17 protein-coding genes are annotated in these 19,524 nt (G+C 63.9%); 14 read left to right on the top strand and 3 right to left on the bottom strand.

Translation table 11 applies throughout. The features are described 5' to 3' along the window. From UB31_RS02325 to UB31_RS02310, 4 genes are all read left to right on the top strand, one after another. A partial coding sequence (locus UB31_RS02325; RefSeq protein ID WP_045009670.1) for a transposase occupies nucleotides 1–271 on the top strand: 271 nt, incomplete at its 5' end. 176 nt (nucleotides 272–447) lie between these two features. Continuing rightward, the gene (locus UB31_RS02320) at nucleotides 448–1,212 is read left to right on the top strand and encodes an alpha/beta fold hydrolase (RefSeq protein ID WP_045009669.1); all 765 of its coding nucleotides are present in this window, start codon (nucleotides 448–450) and stop codon (nucleotides 1,210–1,212) included. Nucleotides 1,213–1,235: 23 nt separating this feature from the next. After that, nucleotides 1,236–1,583 carry a hypothetical protein gene (locus tag UB31_RS02315; protein ID WP_045009668.1) on the top strand — a complete coding sequence of 116 codons (348 nt, stop codon included), beginning with the start codon at nucleotides 1,236–1,238 and terminating at the stop codon, nucleotides 1,581–1,583. A 180-nt stretch (nucleotides 1,584–1,763) separates the two neighbouring features. Beyond that, entirely contained in the window at nucleotides 1,764–2,438 is a 675-nt protein-coding gene (locus tag UB31_RS02310) for a dienelactone hydrolase family protein (protein WP_045009667.1), read from the top strand. Between the two features lie 42 nt (nucleotides 2,439–2,480). On the opposite strand, the gene UB31_RS02305 is transcribed toward UB31_RS02310, so the two are convergent. The 3 genes from UB31_RS02305 to UB31_RS02295 form a co-directional block, all read right to left on the bottom strand. Then, a complete protein-coding gene (locus UB31_RS02305) occupies nucleotides 2,481–3,215 on the bottom strand; it encodes a polysaccharide biosynthesis/export family protein (RefSeq protein ID WP_045006038.1) in 735 nt (244 codons plus the stop codon). Between the two features lie 275 nt (nucleotides 3,216–3,490). Next, nucleotides 3,491–4,147: a peptide-methionine (S)-S-oxide reductase MsrA gene (msrA, locus tag UB31_RS02300; protein ID WP_045009666.1), complete on the bottom strand. Its 657-nt coding sequence runs from the start codon at nucleotides 4,145–4,147 to the stop codon at nucleotides 3,491–3,493. Between the two features lie 129 nt (nucleotides 4,148–4,276). After that, nucleotides 4,277–4,594, bottom strand: a complete 318-nt coding sequence (locus UB31_RS02295; RefSeq protein WP_045009665.1) for a hypothetical protein — start codon at nucleotides 4,592–4,594, stop codon at nucleotides 4,277–4,279. Nucleotides 4,595–4,979: 385 nt separating this feature from the next. On the opposite strand from UB31_RS02295, the gene rpsT reads away from it, so the two are divergent. The 10 genes from rpsT to UB31_RS02245 form a co-directional block, all read left to right on the top strand. Then, nucleotides 4,980–5,246, top strand: a complete 267-nt coding sequence (gene rpsT, locus UB31_RS02290; RefSeq protein WP_045009664.1) for a 30S ribosomal protein S20 — start codon at nucleotides 4,980–4,982, stop codon at nucleotides 5,244–5,246. Nucleotides 5,247–6,533: 1,287 nt separating this feature from the next. After that, the gene (gene dnaA, locus UB31_RS02285; RefSeq protein ID WP_045009671.1) at nucleotides 6,534–7,943 is read left to right on the top strand and encodes a chromosomal replication initiator protein DnaA; all 1,410 of its coding nucleotides are present in this window, start codon (nucleotides 6,534–6,536) and stop codon (nucleotides 7,941–7,943) included. A gap of 259 nt (nucleotides 7,944–8,202) precedes the next feature. Beyond that, nucleotides 8,203–9,321 (top strand): DNA polymerase III subunit beta, encoded by a 1,119-nt coding sequence (dnaN, locus tag UB31_RS02280; RefSeq protein WP_045006013.1) that lies wholly within the window; start codon nucleotides 8,203–8,205, stop codon nucleotides 9,319–9,321. Between the two features lie 132 nt (nucleotides 9,322–9,453). Beyond that, the gene (locus UB31_RS02275) at nucleotides 9,454–9,819 is read left to right on the top strand and encodes an endonuclease domain-containing protein (RefSeq protein ID WP_045006014.1); all 366 of its coding nucleotides are present in this window, start codon (nucleotides 9,454–9,456) and stop codon (nucleotides 9,817–9,819) included. Between the two features lie 86 nt (nucleotides 9,820–9,905). Continuing rightward, nucleotides 9,906–11,042, top strand: a complete 1,137-nt coding sequence (recF, locus tag UB31_RS02270; RefSeq protein WP_045009663.1) for a DNA replication/repair protein RecF — start codon at nucleotides 9,906–9,908, stop codon at nucleotides 11,040–11,042. 117 nt (nucleotides 11,043–11,159) lie between these two features. Then, nucleotides 11,160–11,903, top strand: a complete 744-nt coding sequence (locus UB31_RS02265; protein WP_045009662.1) for a hypothetical protein — start codon at nucleotides 11,160–11,162, stop codon at nucleotides 11,901–11,903. A gap of 105 nt (nucleotides 11,904–12,008) precedes the next feature. Further along, complete coding sequence (locus UB31_RS02260) at nucleotides 12,009–14,204, top strand: hypothetical protein (protein WP_045009661.1); 2,196 nt, start codon at nucleotides 12,009–12,011, stop codon at nucleotides 14,202–14,204. A gap of 470 nt (nucleotides 14,205–14,674) precedes the next feature. After that, a complete protein-coding gene (gyrB, locus tag UB31_RS02255; protein ID WP_045004980.1) occupies nucleotides 14,675–17,110 on the top strand; it encodes a DNA topoisomerase (ATP-hydrolyzing) subunit B in 2,436 nt (811 codons plus the stop codon). Between the two features lie 349 nt (nucleotides 17,111–17,459). Next, the gene (murA, locus tag UB31_RS02250) at nucleotides 17,460–18,755 is read left to right on the top strand and encodes a UDP-N-acetylglucosamine 1-carboxyvinyltransferase (RefSeq protein WP_045004979.1); all 1,296 of its coding nucleotides are present in this window, start codon (nucleotides 17,460–17,462) and stop codon (nucleotides 18,753–18,755) included. A gap of 209 nt (nucleotides 18,756–18,964) precedes the next feature. Continuing rightward, a partial coding sequence (locus tag UB31_RS02245) for an IS5/IS1182 family transposase (RefSeq protein ID WP_045009489.1) occupies nucleotides 18,965–19,524 on the top strand: 560 nt, incomplete at its 3' end.

Below are 19,524 nucleotides of genomic sequence, written 5' to 3'. Positions count from 1 at the left end.
TGGCATCAAGGACCGCCTGATGCATCGGCCCAACAAGCATCATCCCGAACTGCCGCCGCGGCAGAAGCTGCGCAACAAACTAATCGCCAAGGTGCGCGCCGCCGTCGAGCGTCCGTACGCCGTGTTCAAGGAGCATTATGGTCTCCGGCGGATGCGCTTCTTCAACTTCGAGCGCAATCAGGTGCACATCGTGCTGGCCTGCTGCGCCTACAACCTACGGCGTGCGGCCGGCGCATTGGCCGCACAACGCCAGGAGTCCGTCTCCGCATGAAAAAACAGAGGACAACAGGGGATGAAATGAGCAAAATGCCGCTCACTGTAGCGGGCTGACATCAAAAAAGCCCGCGACGCACCTCAAGCGCCCGCTCGCCCCTCTGTGCAAAGCCCTCACAAGGGGAGAGGGACAGCGACATCGCGGCGAGAATAAAAAATGAAAGGGCGGATGCAATGCCAAAGATCGATCGGAACGGCGTCGGGATCTATTATGAAGTCCATGGCGACGGGCAGCCGCTGCTGCTCACCCACGGCTATTCATCGACCTCGGCGATGTGGCACGGCCAGATCGATGCGTTCGCCAGGGACCACAAGCTCGTGCTGTGGGATATGCGCGGCCATGGCCAATCCGATTATCCCGATGATCCGAACGCCTATAGCGAGGCACTCACTGTTGGAGACATGGCGGCGATCCTCGATGCGGTCGGCGCCGGGCGCGCCATCATCGGCGGGCTGTCGCTCGGCGGCTACATGTCGCTCGCCTTCTATCGCGCGCATCCGCAACGCGCCCGCGCGCTGCTGATCATCGACACCGGCCCGGGCTTCAAGAAGGACGACGCGCGCGAGGCCTGGAACGCGCGGGCGCTTGCGACCGCGGACAAGCTCGATCGCGAAGGCCTCGACATGCTGAAGGCGGCGACCCGCGAGCGTGCCACCGCCAGCCATCGCAACGCCAAGGGGCTGGGGCTCGCCGCGCGCGGCATGTTGACCCAGCGCGATGCGCGCGTGATGGAGCTGTTGCCCGACATCAAGGTGCCGTCGCTGATCGTGGTCGGCGCCGACGACACGCCGTTCCTCGCGGCGTCCGACTACATGGCGGCCAAAATCCCCGGCGCACAAAAAATCGTGATCCTCGCCGCCGGACACGCCGTCAACATCGATCAGCCGCAGGCTTTTGTTGACGCGGTGGCGCCTTTCCTGAAGAACTTGCCAGGATAGGCCGATCGGACGAGGTGTAGGCAATGAAGCGGGCGATGTTGGCAGCCGGCGCAGTGGCGGCGTTTCTCTCGATGACTGCAACGGCACGGGCCGAGCCATTCGGCACCACGCCGCTGCGCCGGCCCTTCGTCGAGACCTTGTCGAACAACACCCCGCTGGCGTTCGGGATGGATGCCGAGCAGACCGCGCGCGCGCTCGGGCAACCCTTGCAATATGTCCGCGGCCGCCCCGGCAGCGAGATCTACCTTGCTCTTCGTAATCTCGGCGGCAGCGGACTGATCCCCTACCGCCACCGCCTGTTCCTGCAATTCCGTCATGGACGGCTGGCAGGATGGAAAGAGGATTACGGCGAGAACTGGATGTGGGAGTGAGAGCGGCCACGTCACAGCCGCCTCCCCTCATCCTGAGGAGCTTGCGAAGCAAGCGTCTCGAAGGATGAAAGGCCCGGCTCTCGCATCTCGGCCTTGATCCTTCGAGACGCGCGCAAGGGCGCGCTCCTCAGGATGAGGGGGAGAGATTAGAATTCGCAGTCACAAAGAAGGACAACCCGCGTGGGACAAGACATCAAACTGACGGCCTCCGACAATTTCCAGCTCGGCGCCTATCGCGCCGATCCGACCAGCGCGCCGAAGGGCGCGGTGGTGGTGATCCAGGAAATCTTTGGGGTCAATCATCACATCCGCTCGGTCTGCGATCGGCTCGCCAAGGAGGGCTACGTCGCGATCGCGCCGTCGATCTTCGACCGCACGTCGCCCAACTTCCAGTGCGGCTACACGCCCGATGAGATCGCAGAGGCGCGCAAATTCGTCGCCAATCCCGATTGGGCGGCGATGCTGCGCGACACCCAGGCCGCGATTGATGCGGTGAAGAGCCTCGGGCCGGTCGGCATCATCGGCTTTTGCCTCGGCGGCAGCGTTGCCTTTGTCGCGGCGACGCGGTTATCGGGCCTCAAGGCGGCGATCGGCTATTACGGCGGCGCAGTCGTGCGCTTTGCCGACGAGACACCGAAAGTGCCGACGCAGTTGCATTTCGGCGAGAAGGATACGGGTATTCCCTTGACCGATGTCGAGACCGTCAAGGCGAAGCGGCCGGATGTGGAAGTCTTCGTCTATCCCGGCGCCCAGCACGGCTTCCATTGCGATGAGCGGCCGAGCTACGACAAGGCCAGCTCCGACATCGCCTGGCCGCGCAGCCTGGAATTTTTCGCGAAGCATTTGACGAAGTAGCGCGCGACTCGCGACGTTGTCGCGCCCCGGAATGACGGTGAGCTAGAACCAGCGCTCGCCGACGAACACGGTGTCGCCGGGGGCCAAGGGGGTGCCGAGTGGCACCATGGCGCGCATCGAGCCGCCGGCTTCGGTGTGCGTGACGGTCACCACGTCGCGCTTGGCGCGCGGCGAGAAGCCGCCTGCGATAGCCACCGCGCTTTCGACGGTCATGTTGGGGACGTAAGGGTACTGACCAGGCGCGGAGACTTCGCCGAGAATGAAGAACGGGCGATAGGATTCGATCTCGACTGCAACCGAAGGCTCGCGGATGTAACCGTTGCGCAGGCGCGCAGCGATTTCGCCGGCGAGCCCCGCAGGCGTGCGACCGCGCGCGGGCACCGCGCCGATCAGCGGCATGGTGATCGAACCGCCGGCATCGATGGCGTAGCTGTTGGTGAGACCTTCCTGGCCGTAGACCACAACGCGCAGCTTGTCGCCGGCATCGAGATGATAGGAAGCGTCGTAGCGGACCGGCACACCCATCGGCGCGGCATAGGCGACCGGCATGGCTGAGGGACCCGACGCAAAGGAATTGGTGAGCGCATCAATGGCGCCGCCGCCGTTGGCAACGACGACCGGCTGCGGTGCGCTGTAGGGCTGGCCATAGGCCATCGAGTCGAGATCGGCGCGCGGCTGCATGTATGCAACGGGTCCGGCGGTCTGCATGCAGCCGCCAAGGCTCAGCGCGGCGGACGCTGCCAAGATCGACCATCGAAACGCGCGCACAACCGGCACCGGAGCCATCCCTCGAAACGAGACAGCTCCAGTGATGCACCCGGTATGGTTAACAAAGCGTTGAGGGCGGGTGGAGGGCGACAACGCACGCCACGAGCGCAGTGCGCTCCCTCTCCCGCTTGCGGGGGAGGGCTGGGGTGGGGGGTGCTTCCACAAGCGACGCTCCCCCAGAGGAGAGAGCCCTCACCCGCCACGCTCGGGACGATGCTTTCGCATCGCCCGGGGCGTGTCGACCTCTCCCGCAAGCGGGAGAGTGCACCGAGTTCGAGGCTAACCTACGCGCTCACACCAACGCCGATCGGGCAGGACACGCCGGTGCCACCCAGGCCGCAATAGCCGGCGGGATTCTTGGCCAGATATTGCTGATGGTAGTCCTCGGCGAAATAGAATTCGCCGGCGGGTGCGATCTCGGTGGTGATGGCACCGAGGCCTTTTGCAGCAAGCGCCTTCTGATAGAGCGCCTTCGACGCGTCGGCCGCTTTCTTCTGCGCGTCGGAGTAAGTGTAGATCGCGCTTCGGTACTGCGTGCCGACGTCGTTGCCCTGGCGCATGCCCTGCGTCGGGTTGTGGCTCTCCCAAAACGTCTTCAACAGCTTCTCGTAAGGTACCTTGTTCGGATCGAACACCACCAACACCACTTCGGTGTGGCCGGTGCGTCCCGAACAGGTCTCTTCATAGGTGGGGTTCGGCGTGTGACCGCCGGCATAGCCGACGGCAGTGGTGTAAACACCGTCGCCGAGCTCCCAGAATTTGCGCTCGGCGCCCCAGAAACAGCCGAGCCCGAACACGGCCTGCTCGAAGCCGGAGGGATAAGGCGGCTTCAACTGCGCGCCGTTGACGAAATGGGTGGTCGCGGTCGGAATCGGTTGCGCACGGCCCGGCAGCGCTTCCGTGGCGCTCGGCAATGCGGTGGTCTTGCGCATGAACAGCATGGTCGAATCTCCGAGAACGAGCTGTCTGTCGCCTCAGCCATGCGCTCAGGCGGCGTGCTCGCGATCAGGTGGGAATATAGGTCTTTACGCGGGAATGGGCAGCCCCGTTACGCCGCCGCAGCTGAGGCTTTAATCCCGGGAATAGCCGATCAGAGGCTTGCGCGGGCGGAACAGGATCATCAGCAGGATGCCCAGAATGCCGAGCACGGCGAAAACCGGCTGATCCAGCACCAGACGGATCACCGAGGTCCAGAGCCAGGGCGCCTTGGCCTCGACCCAGGTCCGGAACGCTGACTGACTGGACTGATTGATGTCGTTCCAGAACTGGCCGAACCGGGTGAACCGCAGGCTCTGATCGGCCACCCAGCGGGCGCCGTCATAGACCATGAAGATGAACCCACCGGCCAGCAGCAACAGCCCAATCAGTCGGAAAAAGCCGCGGATCATGCCTCACCCTTTATGGTCATCCGGTCGGACGACCCTCGGAACGCAGCCAGCCAATAGCCGGGAGACGGCAGAAATTCAACCTCATCAGGGCGTTACGACCCGCAATCAGATCGTCCGGAGCCAGTTTTCCTGGCCCGGAAAGCGTTGACGGTGCCCCAGACCCCCTCTATAAGGGCGCCAACTGGCGGCGGGCGCAATCCTGCCGCCGCTGTTCTTTGAGCAGTCAGAGGCTCTCTGAGTCTCAAGAGATGGCCGCAAGGCCGTCGCTGATGCTCCCGGAACGGCCTTGTACGAAACACCCTAATTCCGAGCGTCGATTTCGCGGTCAAGCAGCCGGCGCCACCCGATCAAGATGCGACCGGTACCCGCAGAGGACATTTAGACTATGGCCAATACCACTTCCGCCAAGAAAGCGACGCGCAAGATCGCCCGCCGCACCGCCGTCAACAAGTCGCGCCGCACCCAGATGCGCGGTGCCGTGCGTACCGTCGAGGAAGCCATCAAGACCGGCGACCGCGCCGCGGCTGCGAAGGCACTCGCGAGTGCCGAGCCCGCTCTGATGCGCGCCGCGCAGCGCAACATCATTCACAAGAACAACGCCAGCCGCAAAGTCTCCCGGCTCACCGCGCAGATCGCCAAGCTCGCCCAGTAAGATTGCGAAGCAAGGTTGCGCGATAAGATCGCCAACCATTCGGTCGAGTCATCCGATCAACTGATCCGATCGACATCGCGCTCGTCAATCAGCCCGGCTTCTCGCCGGGCTTTTTGTTGTCTGTCACAATTCACGCTTACGGTCGTTGTGGGTGACCAATCTTCCGTTGGAAGACGCGTGTCGTCTTCGCTATGCTGCGCATCCGTAATTTTACCTGCCGGTGTTTTGCAACAGCGGAAACTTTCACCGCACTGCACTGCGCTGCGAAAAACCCCTGCGGGGCGGGCTTAAGTTGAATTTGTGCCTGCGAGAGTTCTGCACACCGTAGTTTCCCCGGAACGGAGCTACCCTGTGAAATGAGACTCAAAAAACGATGTTTGGATAATCACTTATCCACATAGCGCCACCAAGCATTTGGAAAATGAGCTCGCGCGGCGCGTGCGTGACGCTTTTGTAAAATTTTTTTGGCCGCCGTTCGAGAATTGTCACACAGCACGTTCGGCGTTCGATTCTCTACGCTGATTCAAAACCTTGGTCTCAAGCCTGTGAACAACTCGCGCGCGGCGTTAACGCAGATCAAGTTTTTAATCGCCTCAAGTGTGAATCAATTCCATTGCGAGTCTTTCCGCTTGGTGTATTCCTTAAGTCGTTCGCAGCGCCCACGATCTTGAGACCAGCGCGGTTTTAGAAACGAGGCGAGCGTGCAAATCGGCGGCGGTGTGCACGTTGGCGACGCTTCAACAAGCGATTGTCGGTTCAAAACCTACAGCAATGTGGGAACGGTAGCTCTTTGTCTGAATGTCTCCAAGCGGGATCTTTCGTATCCCGCTCGCGCCAGGCGCAAATGAGAGATGTCATGAAGCTATCCCGACACGCGTGATGGCGTAGCCGAGCGGACGAACAGTGCAGACGGGCGGGGCATTCGCGATTTTTGTCGTGGTTGTCTTCAGGACACGCAGGACCTTGCCGTGAGCGATCACGGCAGGACGGGGAGGTATCATGTCTTACGGACTCAACGCGGTATTGAAACAAGTCTCATATTCCAACGATGCCGTTCTGGATCCGTCGGACGTTCAGCCTCCCGCGTGTGACGGGGCGCCGAGTACGCGCTGACCTCGCGAACCCTCCATCTCTGACATCGCTGATCTGACCGCGGCGTTCGCGCCGAACGGCCGAGCTGTGTCTGATGATGGACTCGCTTGAGGTCACGCCATTGCAGGGACCCTGGCAGGAACCCTGCATGGCGTTCACCACGCAACCTTATCTCTCAAGAAAAGTTCTCAAATGATGACAACACCGGAACAGGATCGCTGGTCACGCGTGAAGGGTCGGCTGCGCACGAGCGTTGGCGAAGACGTCTATACGAGCTGGTTTGCGCGCATGGATCTCGAAGGCGTGCAGGAAGAGAGCGTGCGTCTCTCGGTCCCAACCCGCTTCCTGAAGAGCTGGATCCAGGCCCATTATGCCGAGCGCGTGCTGTCGTGCTGGCAGGCCGAGATGCCGGAAGTGCATCGCATCGATCTCACCGTGCGCTCCGCGGTGCGGCCCATCGTACAGAAGGAGGCGCCCGCGCCGGTCGAGACACGCCGTGCGCCGGCACCCGAGTTGCGCTCGACTGCGACCGCGCCGGTCTCCGCCAATCATGATGCGCTCGGCGGCTCGCCGCTCGATCCGCGCCTGACCTTTGCAAGCTTCGTCGTCGGCCGCTCCAACACGCTGGCGCATGCAGCTGCGCGTCAGGTTGCGGAGGGTCGCCGCGGCGACCCTGTCATGTTCAACCCGCTCTACATCCATGCCGGCGTTGGCCTCGGCAAGACGCATCTGCTCCAGGCGGTGACCTGGGCCGGTAATTCCGGCAACGAGCGCAAGGTGCTCTACCTCACCGCAGAAAAATTCATGTACGGCTTCGTCGCCGCGCTGAAGACGCAGACGGCGCTCGCCTTCAAGGAAGCACTGCGCGGCATCGACGTGCTGGTGATCGACGATTTGCAGTTCCTGCAAGGCAAGTCGACGCAGGCCGAGTTCTGTCACACGCTGAATGCGCTGATCGATGCCGGCCGCCAGGTCGTGATCGCGGCCGACCGTCCGCCGTCCGATCTCGAAAGCCTCGACGATCGCGTCCGCTCGCGGCTCGCCGGCGGCCTCGTGGTCGAGATGGGCTCGCTCGGCGAAGAGCTGCGCCACGGCATCCTCAAGTCGCGCGTTGCCGCCGCCCGTGCCCATCACGCGACGTTCGAGGTGCCTGAGGAGGTGCTGACCTATCTGGCCCGCGCCATCACCCATAACGGCAGGGATCTCGAAGGCGCGATCAACCGTCTGCTGGCGCACTCGAAGCTCAACAGCCGGCCGGTGACGCTGGAGATGGCCGAGCACGAGGTGCGCGACCTGATCCGGCCGCAGGAGCCGAAGCGGATCAAGATCGAGGACATCCAGCGCGTGGTGGCACGGCAGTATAATGTCAGCCGCTCCGACCTCTTGTCCTCGCGCCGCACGGCCAATGTGGTGCGTCCGCGCCAGGTGGCGATGTACCTCGCCAAGACGCTGACCCTGCGCTCGCTCCCCGAGATCGGCCGCCGCTTCGGTGGACGCGACCACACCACGGTGCTGCACGCCGTGCGCAAGATCGAGGCACTGGTCTCCAAGGACACCGCGCTGTCGGAGGAAGTCGAGTCGCTGAAGCGCCAGCTTCAGGAATAAACGCCTAGATCCCATTCCCAGTCTCCCGCCGCCCCGACCATGTCCGGGCGGCGGTCTTCGTTTTTGCCGGTAAATCGTGGGGAACTACCTCGCAATCCCTTGAATCCCGGGGCCATCCGCGCCACCTTGCGCGACCCTGACGGCTTTGGTCATATCGGCTGGCTGATCCGGCTTTCGGGGTCTTCGATGCCGCGGCGCGCGTTTCGGCCGCCCGGCTTTTTCAACGCTGTGTTTTCTTGGGGATCGGGCGAGTAGTGCAATGAAGGTTACGGTCGAACGCGCGCAACTCCTGAAATCGCTGGGCCATGTCCACCGCGTGGTCGAGCGCCGCAACACGATCCCGATCCTGGGCAACGTGCTGGTCCGCGCCGAGAACGCGAAACTGTCGCTGAAGGCGACCGACCTTGACCTCGAGGTGACGGAGACGCTGCCTGCGGAAACCGCGACCGCGGGCTCGACCACCGTGCCGGCGCACATGTTCTACGACATCGTGCGCAAGCTGCCGGATGGCTCGCAGATCGTGCTGGAAGCCGATGGTGACCGCGCCGTGCTGGCGATCCGCGCCGGCCGTTCGCGCTTCACGCTTCAGACGCTGCCAGAGAATGATTTCCCGGATCTCGCCGCCGGCGACATGTCGCATTCGTTCTCGCTCGCCGCCAAGGACGTCAAACGGCTGATCGACCGCACCCAGTTCGCGATCTCCACTGAGGAGACGCGCTATTATCTCAACGGCATCTATCTGCACGCCGCCGGCACGGCCAAAGCCGCGACCTTGCGCGGCGTCGCCACCGACGGCCACCGCCTCGCCCAGCTCGATCTGGTCCAGCCGAAGGGCGCCGACGGCATGCCCGGCGTGATCGTACCACGCAAAACCGTCGGCGAGGTGCAGCGCCTGATCGAGGACAACGAGGCCGAAGTCACGATCGAGCTGTCGCAGGCCAAAATCCGCTTCACCATCGGCAATGTGGTGCTGACCTCGAAACTGATCGACGGCACCTTCCCCGACTATGGCCGCGTGATCCCGCAGGGCAACGACAAGGAGCTCGTGGTCGACAAGAAGGACTTTGAGAACGCGGTCGACCGCGTCTCCACCATCTCCAGCGAGCGTGGCCGTGCGGTGAAACTCTCGCTGTCGCCAGGCAAGCTGGTGCTGTCGGTGACCAATCCGGATTCCGGCAGCGCCACCGAAGAGCTCGAGGTCGAATACGCCTCCGACGCCCTCGATATCGGCTTCAACTCGCGCTATCTGCTCGACATCGCCAGCCAGATCGAAGGCGAAGTCGCAACGCTCAGGCTCGCCGACCCCGGCTCCCCGACCCTGGTGCAAGACCGCGACGACAAGAGCGCACTGTACGTGCTGATGCCGATGCGGGTGTGAGGGGGCGGTGGCTCGACACCGAGGCCTAGCAATCTCCCATAATCCAGGCGCAATGCGCGTTGCTGTGCCCTCTCCCCTTGTGGGAGAGGGCTACTCCGCTGGCGGATACATACTCAGTCGGGTGAGGGGTTAGTGCCGCAGCAGCCGTCCCATCGGCCGGTCCCCAAACATCTCCGCCAATTTGCGAAGAACATGCGGCGTAAGCCAACTGACGCGGAAGCCGCGATGTGGCGGTTGCTTAGAGCTCGCCAGCTATCGGCCTTCAAATTTCGTCGGCAGGTCCCGTTCAAAACCTACATTCTCGACTTCGCCTGTTTCGACAAGCGCCTTGTGATCGAGATCGACGGAAGTCAGCACGCGGAATCGCAACGTGACGCAGCCCGTGAAGCCGCACTTTCTGCAGAAGGTTTCGCTATCGCGCGTTACTGGAACAATGACGTGCTACAGCAGCCCAATTCTGTATTGGAGGATATCCTTGCAAAGCTTGCCGGGCGGTAACATACCCCTCACCCGTCGCCTCACTTCGTGAGGCGCCACCCTCTCCCACAAGGGGAGAGGGAATCAGAGCGCGCCGCAGTTCCGACATGACCCCCTCCCGCATTCATCGCCTGACGCTGACGCATTTTCGCAATTATCGGGCGGCGGGGCTCGAGACGGCGGCTGACATGGTGGCGCTGGTCGGGCCGAACGGGGCGGGCAAGACCAATTGCATCGAGGCGATCTCGTTTCTCTCGCCCGGCCGCGGCTTGCGGCGCGCCACGCTGGAAGACGTCGCCGACAATCAGGGCGACGGCTCCTGGGCGGTGTCGGCGCAGGTCGAGGGCGCGCTGGGGCTTGGCACGCTCGGCACCGGCATCGACGCGCCGCGGCCCGACACCGCCGTGAGCCGGCGCTGTCGTATCGACCGCGAGCCGGTTAATTCGGCCACAGCTTTCGGCGACCATATCCGCATGGTGTGGCTGACGCCGGCGATGGATGGGCTGTTCATGGGAGGGGCGTCGGAACGGCGGCGCTTCTTCGACCGCCTAGTGCTCGCCATCGACAGCGAGCATTCCAGCCGCATCTCCGCACTCGAACGTTCGCTCCGCTCGCGCAACCGCCTGCTCGAGGTGCGCAATTACGACGACCATTGGTGTGACGCGATCGAGCGCGAGACAGCCGAGCTTGCGGTCGCCGTCGCCGCAACGCGCGGCCAGACCGCGGCGCGGCTCACCGGCATGCTCAACGCGCGCGCGCAGGCGTCCGCCTTCCCGTCGGCGCAGATCGCGCTCGACGGCTGGATGGAGAACGCGCTGCTGACCGAGACCGCGACCGCGGTCGAGGACCGCTACCGCCAGATCCTGCGCGACAACCGTCCGCGCGATGCCATCGCCGGTCGCACCACCGACGGCCCACATCTCACCGATCTCCAGGTGATCTATGCGCCGAAGAGCATGCCGGCGCGCGACGCCTCGACCGGCGAGCAGAAGGCACTCCTGATCGGGCTGGTGCTGGCGCATGCGACGCTGGTCGCTGAGATGACCGGCATCGTGCCGCTGCTGCTGCTCGACGAGGTCGTCGCGCATCTCGATCCGAACCGCCGCACCGCGCTGTTCGAGGAGCTGCGCAAGCTCGGCGCGCAGGTGTGGCTGACCGGCGCGGACCCGGCCGCCTTCACCGAGATCGGCGCAGGTGGCCAGGTGTTTGACGTCGAGAGCGGACAAGTGTCGGCCCGGCGCTAACCGCCGCGATTGAACCTGCCCCATTCTGCTCGCGACTAGCTGACTGAGGCCGCGCCGACGGTGTCGCAGCCGTTATGCAATCGCGCATGACATGACGCGATATCCCTGGAGAGTGAGATGAGGACGGCAAGGTCCGGGGTGCAAATCCCGGCACAATGGCGGGCGTTTTTGTGCGGTCTCGTCTTCCTCGCAAGCTGCCTGCTCGCGGCAACCGCCAGCGACTGGGTGCCATATCTGTCGCCGCTGTTTTCGTCCGCGCTCGCGCCGGATCCCGATGCCAAACTGCCCGCGCCGACCCGCTACAGCTTCAGAGGGATCCACACCACCATGATGCGCGGCATCGATGCGCCGCTCCGCATCAAGTTAGAGGCCACCGTGCCCGCAGAGCTCAGCGACGTCCTCGCCTTCTACCGCACCGAGCTCGAAAAGCTCGGCTGGCAGGAAAAGCCGGATGGCGCGGTGGTCGCCGCCGATCACGTCCAGCTCGCCTTCGCCTCCCCGCTGGGGCCGGCCATGCTGGAGCTCGGCCGCAGAGACAGCAGCACCTTGGTCAATCTGGTGCAGCGGAATCGGGATGCCGCGACCCGGGCGAACGTCATGCCCGAGCCCGGCCAGGCGAAACTGGTGTTCAGCAATATCAGCGAGACGGAGGCCGTGCTGACGATCAACGAGCGGACGATCAAGCGCGCCATCGGCGCCAACGCGGTCGCGCTGGATCTGCCGCCCGGCAAGTATTCCTACGAACTGAGCGTGCCGGGCCATCCGGCCACCACGAACATCCTTAACTTCGCCGCCGGCGATACCTGGGAGCTCACGGTCGGGCGCGACGGAGACGCCTGGTCACCGCTCCAGCTGTATTGAACCTGCCCGGTTCCCGCCGCGACTAGCTGTCTGAGACCGCGCCAGCGGTGTCGCAGCCTGCAATCGCGTGCGGATTTATGACGCGCGACATCCCGGAGAGTGACCATGTTGACGGTAAGGCGCGGGATGAACGTCCCGGTACGATTGCGGCTGTTTGCGTGCGGCCTCTTCGTTCTGACGAGTTGCCCGGTCACAGCCCAGGCCGATGACGGCATCGTGGACGTGCACACGCTGCCGAAGCTGCAAGGCGCTATGGAAGACACCTCGCGCCCCGATCCCGACCGGGTGCAATATGGCGTGCCGACCGTGGTCGCGGTGACCGCCGCTGCTGCCAAGAAGATGCTCAGCGCCGACGGCTGGGTGCCGTATGTTCGCCCGCTCGACGAGACCAACACCAATCTCGCCTTCAAGAAGGGGCGGCAGGGATTGTCCGTCTCGTTCACGCAGGGCCTCGGCCGGCCCGATCAATCCGCGGTCTCCTACACCCCGGACCGCATCTATTCGAATGTACCGTTCCCCGATGGCGCGATCGATCTCGTGTTCGACGAGACCCGGCCCTATCTCGGCTGCATCGCGCCGGCCGCTTTCGATGCAACTCTGAATTTCTATACGAAGGAAATGGCCGCGATCGGCTGGCGCAAGCTGACGCCCGAGACCGCCGCAAGCTGGTCGAACGCGGACCTGACCGCGACCGTGCCGAACGGCGTGCGCGCGTTCTACGACCATCCCGATGGCGACTCGACCCAATTCTACAAGCAGAAGCCGGTGATGCTGACGCTGACCCGCCGCGACGACGGACGGACCAATGTCGAGATCAGGATCGCGCCGTTCGCCTTGCCAACGAACCTCGAGGCGGACGAGATGTCCGGCCTGCCGATACCGAAGCCGCACAAGTCGGCAGCGGGCAGAGGCGACGCCAGATCGAGCCGGCACGAGGTGACGGTTGCGGCCCTCGCCGATCTGCCCGCCGTGCTCGCCTTCTACCATCGCGAGTTTGCTGCGCGGGGCTGGACGGAAGAGGGAAATGCACCTCTTGCCCCCGGCGATGACGTCGCGGTCAAATTCTCCTCGCCTGAGGAAACCGGCGTGCTGCGGCTCGGCCGCAAATATGATTTCACCATGGTCGGCCTGTCCGCGCAGGTGAAGGACTCCGTCCTTGCTGCCCGCGCCAAGGCAAAGAAGGACGCCGACGACAAATTCACGAGCGACGCGGAAGCGATGATAAAACAGGTCACCGCCGCCGACGAAGTCAGACGCAAGGCGCAGGCCGCGACGCTGTCAGATTCACCGCTCAGCGCGCTCGCAAACAGCAACACGCCGGTGCCGCTGCCGGAGAACGCGCAGGAGGTGAAGTTCGACGGCGACGAGGGTCGGCTCGAATTCAACTCCACCTCCACCGTCAAGGCGCTCGCGGCCTTCTACCGTGCCGCGCTGAAGCCTGCAGGCTGGAAGGAACAACCCTCCGTCATCAACCAGCCGAACATGGCGGTGATGGAATTTGCAAAGGGCGGCAAGTCGATCTCGATGACCGTGATGCAGATGGGGCCGCAAGTGAATGTCAACGCCGACGGATCCGGTCTGGTGATGGCTGCGGCCAAACCTGCTGCCAGTGCCAAGCCTGCGTCCGGCGGCAAGCCTTCGAGCAGCGATCAGGCCGTCGCTTCGGCAAAGTCGGCCGGACCGTTGGAGGCGGATCCGGAGTCCGCGCTGCCGGTGCCGAAACAGCACAGCTCGACCTCGCTTGGCACAGCAAAGCTGCCCGGCATTGAGGCGCCGTTCCGCAGAGAGCTCGAGGCCAGCGTGCCGGCCGAGCTCAGCGACGTCCTCGCCTTCTACCGCACGGAGCTGACCAGGCTCGGCTGGCAGGAAAAGCCGGATGGCGCGGCGATATCGGCCGATCGCGTCCAGCTAGCCTTCGCCTCGCCGCTGGGGCCGGCCATGCTGAAGCTCGGCCGCGCCAATGGCGAGACGTCCGTCAATCTCGTGCAGAAGAACCCGGACGCGGCGACCAAGGCGGACATCATGCCGAAGCCCGGCCAGGCCAAGCTGATGCTCGGCAACATGGGCGACAAGGACGCGCAGCTGACGATCAACAAGCAGACCATCAAGGTTGCGGCCGGCGCGGGCGGTCCGCAGTCGCCGAAGGGCCCCACGCTCGATCTGCCGCCGGGCAAATACCAGTATTCGCTGAAGATGGCAGGGCAACCTGGTCGGAACGCCACCATCGAGATAGCTGCGGGCGATGCCTGGGGCCTGATGGTGGGCCCGACCGGCGAGGTGCTGCCGATCCAGATGTACTGAGGCGCCACGAAGCAAGTGCGTCCCTCTCCCGCTTGCGGGAGAGGGTTGGGGTGAGGGTGCTTCCGCAGAGAGACACTCCCGGTGTGGAGAGAACCCCCACCCGGCGCTCCGCGCCGACCTCCCCGGCAAGCGGGAGAGGTTACAGCGAGCCCGTGGCTAGCTCATCCAATCCAAAATCTATCTCGCCCCTAGTGCACCCGTTCCGAAGCACTCCAATTGCCTCGGAACACCCTCTGCGCCCCCGCAAAATCCACGCCTTTGAGACATCGAAACGACCGCTCGAATCGCGCTTTCTTCAGTGCCAGAAATCGGCCTTCAGACGCCTTGAAAACCGGCCAAAAAACCCTATTTAGTCAAAGGGTTGCCGGAAGATACTTTGCGCTAGGCGCAATTGGTCTTTCATGGCACAAATAGCCTGCAAATCAGCGCCTTTTGCGCGGCTGATTCGGGCGACATCTCGAAGGCCTCTCATGACAGAACCTGCTCGGCAGACGCCTGCCGAAAACGAGCCCTCAAATCCAAGCGATTACGGGGCGGAATCGATCCGCGTGCTCAAGGGTCTCGATGCCGTCCGCAAGCGTCCCGGCATGTATATCGGCGACACCGACGACGGGTCCGGCCTGCACCACATGGTCTACGAAGTCGTCGACAACGCGATCGACGAAGCGCTCGCGGGCCACGCGACGCGCGTCGACGTCGTACTCAACGCCGACAATTCCGTTACCGTGCGCGACGACGGCCGCGGCATTCCCGTCGACATCCACAAGGGCGAAGGCATCTCGGCGGCCGAGGTCATCATGACCCAGCTCCACGCCGGCGGAAAATTCGACCAGAATTCCTACAAGGTCTCCGGCGGCCTGCACGGCGTCGGCGTCTCCGTCGTCAACGCGCTGTCCAGCAAGCTGGGCTTGCGCATCTGGCGCGACAACAAGGAGCATTACATCGAGTTCGCCCACGGCGATGCGGTGGCACCGCTGGTCGTGGTCGGCGACGCGCCGGGCAGGCGCGGCACCGAGGTGACGTTCCAGGCCTCGACCGAAACCTTCAAGAACATCGAATATGATTTCGCCACGCTGGAGCACCGGCTGCGCGAGCTCGCCTTCCTCAATTCCGGGGTCAACATCGCCCTCTCCGACATGCGTCACGCGGTCGAGAAGCGCGAGGAGATGCACTATTCCGGCGGCGTCGAGGAATTCGTCAAATATCTCGACCGCAACAAGAAGGCGATCGTGCCGGCGCCGATCATCGTGCGCACGGAGAGCAACGGCATCGGCGTCGAAGCGGCGCTGTGGTGGAACGACAGCTACCACGAGAACGTGCTGTGCTTCACCAACAACATCCCGCAGCGCGACGGCGGCACGCATCTGGCCGGCTTCCGCGGCGCGCTGACGCGTCAGGTCAACGGCTATGCCGACACCTACGCGAAGAAGGAAAAGATCGCGCTGACCGGCGACGATTGCCGCGAAGGCCTCACTGCCGTGCTGTCGGTGAAGGTGCCCGATCCAAAATTTTCGTCGCAGACCAAGGACAAGCTGGTGTCCTCGGAAGTGCGCCCCGTGGTCGAGAACGTCCTCAACGAGGCGCTCCAGGCCTGGTTCGAGGAGCACCCCGGCGAAGCCAAGATGATCGTCGGCAAGGTGATCCAGGCAGCCGCGGCCCGCGAAGCGGCGCGAAAAGCGCGCGAGCTGACGCGCAAGAGCCCGCTCTCGGTCTCCTCGCTGCCCGGCAAGCTCGCCGACTGCCAGGAAAAGGACCCGGCGAAGTCCGAGCTGTTCATCGTCGAGGGTGACTCGGCAGGCGGCAGCGCCAAGCAGGGCCGCAACCGCGAATTCCAGGCGGTGCTGCCGCTACGCGGCAAGATCCTCAACGTCGAGCGCGTCCGCCCCGACAAGATGCTGGGCAGTGAGCAGATCGGCACGCTGATCACCGCGCTTGGAACGAGCATCGGCGACGAGTTCTCGGTCGAGAAGCTGCGCTATCACAAGATCATCGTGATGACGGACGCCGACGTCGACGGCGCCCACATCCGCACCCTGCTGCTGACCTTCTTCTACCGGCAGATGCGCGACATCATCGACGGCGGCTATCTCTATATCGCCCAGCCGCCGCTCTATAAGGTCAACCGCGGCAAGTCGGAGCAGTATCTGAAGGACGAGCGGGCGCTGGAAGATTATCTGATCGACACCGGTCTCGACGACTGCGTCTATCTTCCCGGCAACGGCGGCGACCGCACCGGCCGCGACCTGCGTTCGCTGGTCGACGACGCCCGAACTGTCCGCGGCGTCCTGCGCAATTTGCACAGCCGCTATAACCGCAAGGTGATCGAGCAGGCCGCCATCACCGGCGTGCTCAACAAGGCGATCTACGGCGATCCTGAGAAAGCTACCGCCGCGGCGCAGTACATCGCGGGACGGCTGGACAACCAGGCCGAGGAGGTCGAGCGCGGCTGGATCGGCCAGTACGTGGAAGGCCAGGGTTTCCAGTTCGAGCGCACGGTGCGCGGCGTCAAGGAAGCCGCCGTCATCGACGACGCCTTCTTAGGGTCGGTCGAGGCGCGCAAGCTCGACGAGTACACAGAGAAGCTCCAGGACGTTTACGCGCGTCCCGGCAAGTTGCGGCGCAAGGATACCGAACATCCCGTCCACGGCCCGGTCGACCTGTTCGAAGCCGTCACCGACGCCGGCCGCAAGGGCGTCACGCTCCAACGCTACAAAGGATTGGGCGAGATGAACCCGGGACAGCTCTGGGAAACGACGCTGGATATCAATGCGCGCTCGCTGTTGCAGGTGAAGGTCAAGGAGGTCGACGAGGCCGACGACATCTTCACCAAGCTGATGGGCGACGTGGTCGAGCCGCGCCGCGACTTCATCCAGGAACATTCGCTGAGCGCGACGATCGATATTTAAGCGTCGAATGCCTCTAGGCTAAAGCTGCCAACTTCACGGTCGCTGCAACCTCTCCCGCTTGCGGGGGAGGTCGGCGCGTAGCGCCGGGTGGGGGCTCTCTCCTCGCGGCGATATTCTCCGTAGATTTCGACAACCCCACCGCGGAAACACCCCCTCCCATAGCCGATGCTCTGCATCGGCGTTTCTCAAGAACGGCGGCGGTAGGCCGCCTATGCCTCCCCCGCAAGCGGGAGAGGGAGCGCACCTCCCTCATGGCGACCATCAAGCCCGAATTGCTACTGCGCTCAATTCTCGGTAGTTTCCGCCCCAAACCAGCCCGCCCAATCGAAACAGGACAGCGAGAACCCAAGTGGCGCCCATCCAATATATCGTCGAGGGCGGTCACCGGCTCTCGGGCTCGATCGAGCCGTCCGGCAACAAGAATTCGGCGCTGCCGATCATCGCAGCCGCGCTGCTCACCGAGCATCCGGTGACGCTTCAGAACGTGCCGCGGATCCGCGACACCGAGACGCTGGTCGAGCTGATCCGCTCGGTCGGGGCGTCGGCCGAATGGAGCGCCCGCAATACGCTCGTCATCCACGCCAAGAGCATTCGCGCCGCCGATCTCGACCCTGACCTCTGCGTCCGCATCCGCGCCTCGATCCTGCTCGCAGGCCCCCTGCTCGCGCGCTGCGGCGAGGTGATGCTGCCGCCGCCCGGCGGTGACGTGATCGGCCGGCGACGGCTGGACACGCATATGCTGGCGCTGGAGCAGCTCGGGGCCAAGGTGACCGCGACTGACCGACTGGAATTCCGCGCGTCAAAGCTCACCGGCGCCGACGTGTTCCTGGACGAGCCGAGCGTGACTGCGACCGAGAACGCGCTGGTGGCGGCGGTTGCCGCCGACGGCACCACGTTCCTGCGCAACGCCGCCTCCGAGCCGCATGTGCAGGACCTCGCCAATTTCCTGGTCGCGCTCGGCGCTAGAATCGAGGGCATCGGCACCAACACCATGATCATCCATGGCCCGGCGACGCTGGGTGCTGCGACCTATTCGATCCAGCCCGATCACATCGAGGTCGGCTCGCTGATCGGGCTTGCCGCCGTAACGCGCTCGCCCTTGCGCATCGTGCGCGCCGGTGTCGAGCATCTGCGCTCGATCCGCATGGGATTCGAGCGGCTCGGCATCGTCTGCCGCGTCGAGGGCGACGATCTCATCGTGCCCTCGAACCAGACGCTGAAGATCCAGGACGATTTTGGCGGCCACGTGCCGAAGCTCGAGGACCAGCCCTGGCCGGCCTTCCCCGCCGATCTGATGTCGATCGCGATCGTCACCGCCACGCAATGCGAGGGCGTGATCCTGATGTTCGAGAAGATGTTCGAATCGCGGATGTTCTTCGTCGACAAGCTGATCGCGATGGGCGCGCGTATCGTGCTGTGCGATCCGCACCGCGCCATCATCGCAGGTCCGAGCCGCTTGCGCGGCGCATCGATGATTTCGCCCGACATCCGCGCCGGCATGGCGATGCTGCTCGCGGCGGTCTGCGCCGAGGGCACGTCCACCATCAACAATGCCGACCAGATCGAGCGCGGCTATGAGCGCATCGACGAACGGCTCAACGCGCTGGGCGCGAAGATCAAGCGCGTGCCCGAGCGGAAGGGCTGAGGTTTCGTTTTCCTTCTCCCCTTGTGGGAGAAGGTGGCGCGACGCGCCGGATGAGGGGTTCTCTCCATTCGCGAGACTGTTCGTGAGGATAGAGACCCCTCACCCGTCTCGCCGCTACCGCGGCGAGCCACCCTCTCCCACAAGGAGGGCTTTGCATAATCGGCTGCACGTGATTCTTTGAATCATGGCTGATTCTAGCGAGGGGAGCCATGGTTGAGCGCAATGTCGGTCAGATGAGCTTGGCGGATGGCCTGGTTCGGGCACCGCGAAGCAGCATCCTGGATGAGGTGGAGGCTGTTGTGGATTGGGCGCCGCTGCGCTCGCTGCTTGGCAAGCGGGGCGGCGATGGTGCCGGCAACAGCAGCTATCCGGCGGAAGTCTTGCTTCGCTGCTTGCTCGCCGGGATCTGGCACAATCTGTCTGATCCCGCGCTGGAAGCGGCCATTGCAGACCGGTTGTCGTTCCGCCGCTTTGTTGGTCTGAGCCTGCACGATCAGACCCCGGATCACACGACATTGTGGCGGTTTCGGCAGGAACTCGCCAAGGACGGTCTGATCGAGAAGATCTTCACTGAGATCAATCGGCAGTTGGAGGCCAAGAAGCTGATCCTCAAGCAGGGAACGCTGGTCGACGCCTCGTTAATCGCGGCACGAGCCACTCCGCCCCGCAAGGCACGCAAGGATGGCGAGGATACGCCACCCAAACCATCTGCGGATCGCGATGCTCGCTGGGGCCGGAAAGGCAAAAAGAGCGTGTTCGGCTATAAAAT

The sequence above is a fragment of the Bradyrhizobium sp. LTSP849 genome (assembly GCF_000938255.1).
GTDB lineage: Bacteria > Pseudomonadota > Alphaproteobacteria > Rhizobiales > Xanthobacteraceae > Bradyrhizobium.
Note: the sequence above shows the minus strand (reverse complement) of the source record. Positions and strands in the feature narration are given on the sequence as shown.

Bases quoted from the DNA above. Each gene is read 5' to 3' on its own strand.
- UB31_RS02320 (WP_045009669.1), top strand. From the start codon at position 448: ATGCCAAAGATCGATCGGAACGGCGTCGGGATCTATTATGAAGTCCAT.
- UB31_RS02315 (WP_045009668.1), top strand. From the start codon at position 1,236: ATGAAGCGGGCGATGTTGGCAGCCGGCGCAGTGGCGGCGTTTCTCTCG.
- msrA (WP_045009666.1), bottom strand. From the start codon at position 4,147: ATGCTGTTCATGCGCAAGACCACCGCATTGCCGAGCGCCACGGAAGCG.
- UB31_RS02295 (WP_045009665.1), bottom strand. From the start codon at position 4,594: ATGATCCGCGGCTTTTTCCGACTGATTGGGCTGTTGCTGCTGGCCGGT.
- rpsT (WP_045009664.1), top strand. From the start codon at position 4,980: ATGGCCAATACCACTTCCGCCAAGAAAGCGACGCGCAAGATCGCCCGC.
- dnaA (WP_045009671.1), top strand. From the start codon at position 6,534: ATGACAACACCGGAACAGGATCGCTGGTCACGCGTGAAGGGTCGGCTG.
- dnaN (WP_045006013.1), top strand. From the start codon at position 8,203: ATGAAGGTTACGGTCGAACGCGCGCAACTCCTGAAATCGCTGGGCCAT.
- recF (WP_045009663.1), top strand. From the start codon at position 9,906: ATGACCCCCTCCCGCATTCATCGCCTGACGCTGACGCATTTTCGCAAT.
- UB31_RS02265 (WP_045009662.1), top strand. From the start codon at position 11,160: ATGAGGACGGCAAGGTCCGGGGTGCAAATCCCGGCACAATGGCGGGCG.
- UB31_RS02260 (WP_045009661.1), top strand. From the start codon at position 12,009: ATGTTGACGGTAAGGCGCGGGATGAACGTCCCGGTACGATTGCGGCTG.
- gyrB (WP_045004980.1), top strand. From the start codon at position 14,675: ATGACAGAACCTGCTCGGCAGACGCCTGCCGAAAACGAGCCCTCAAAT.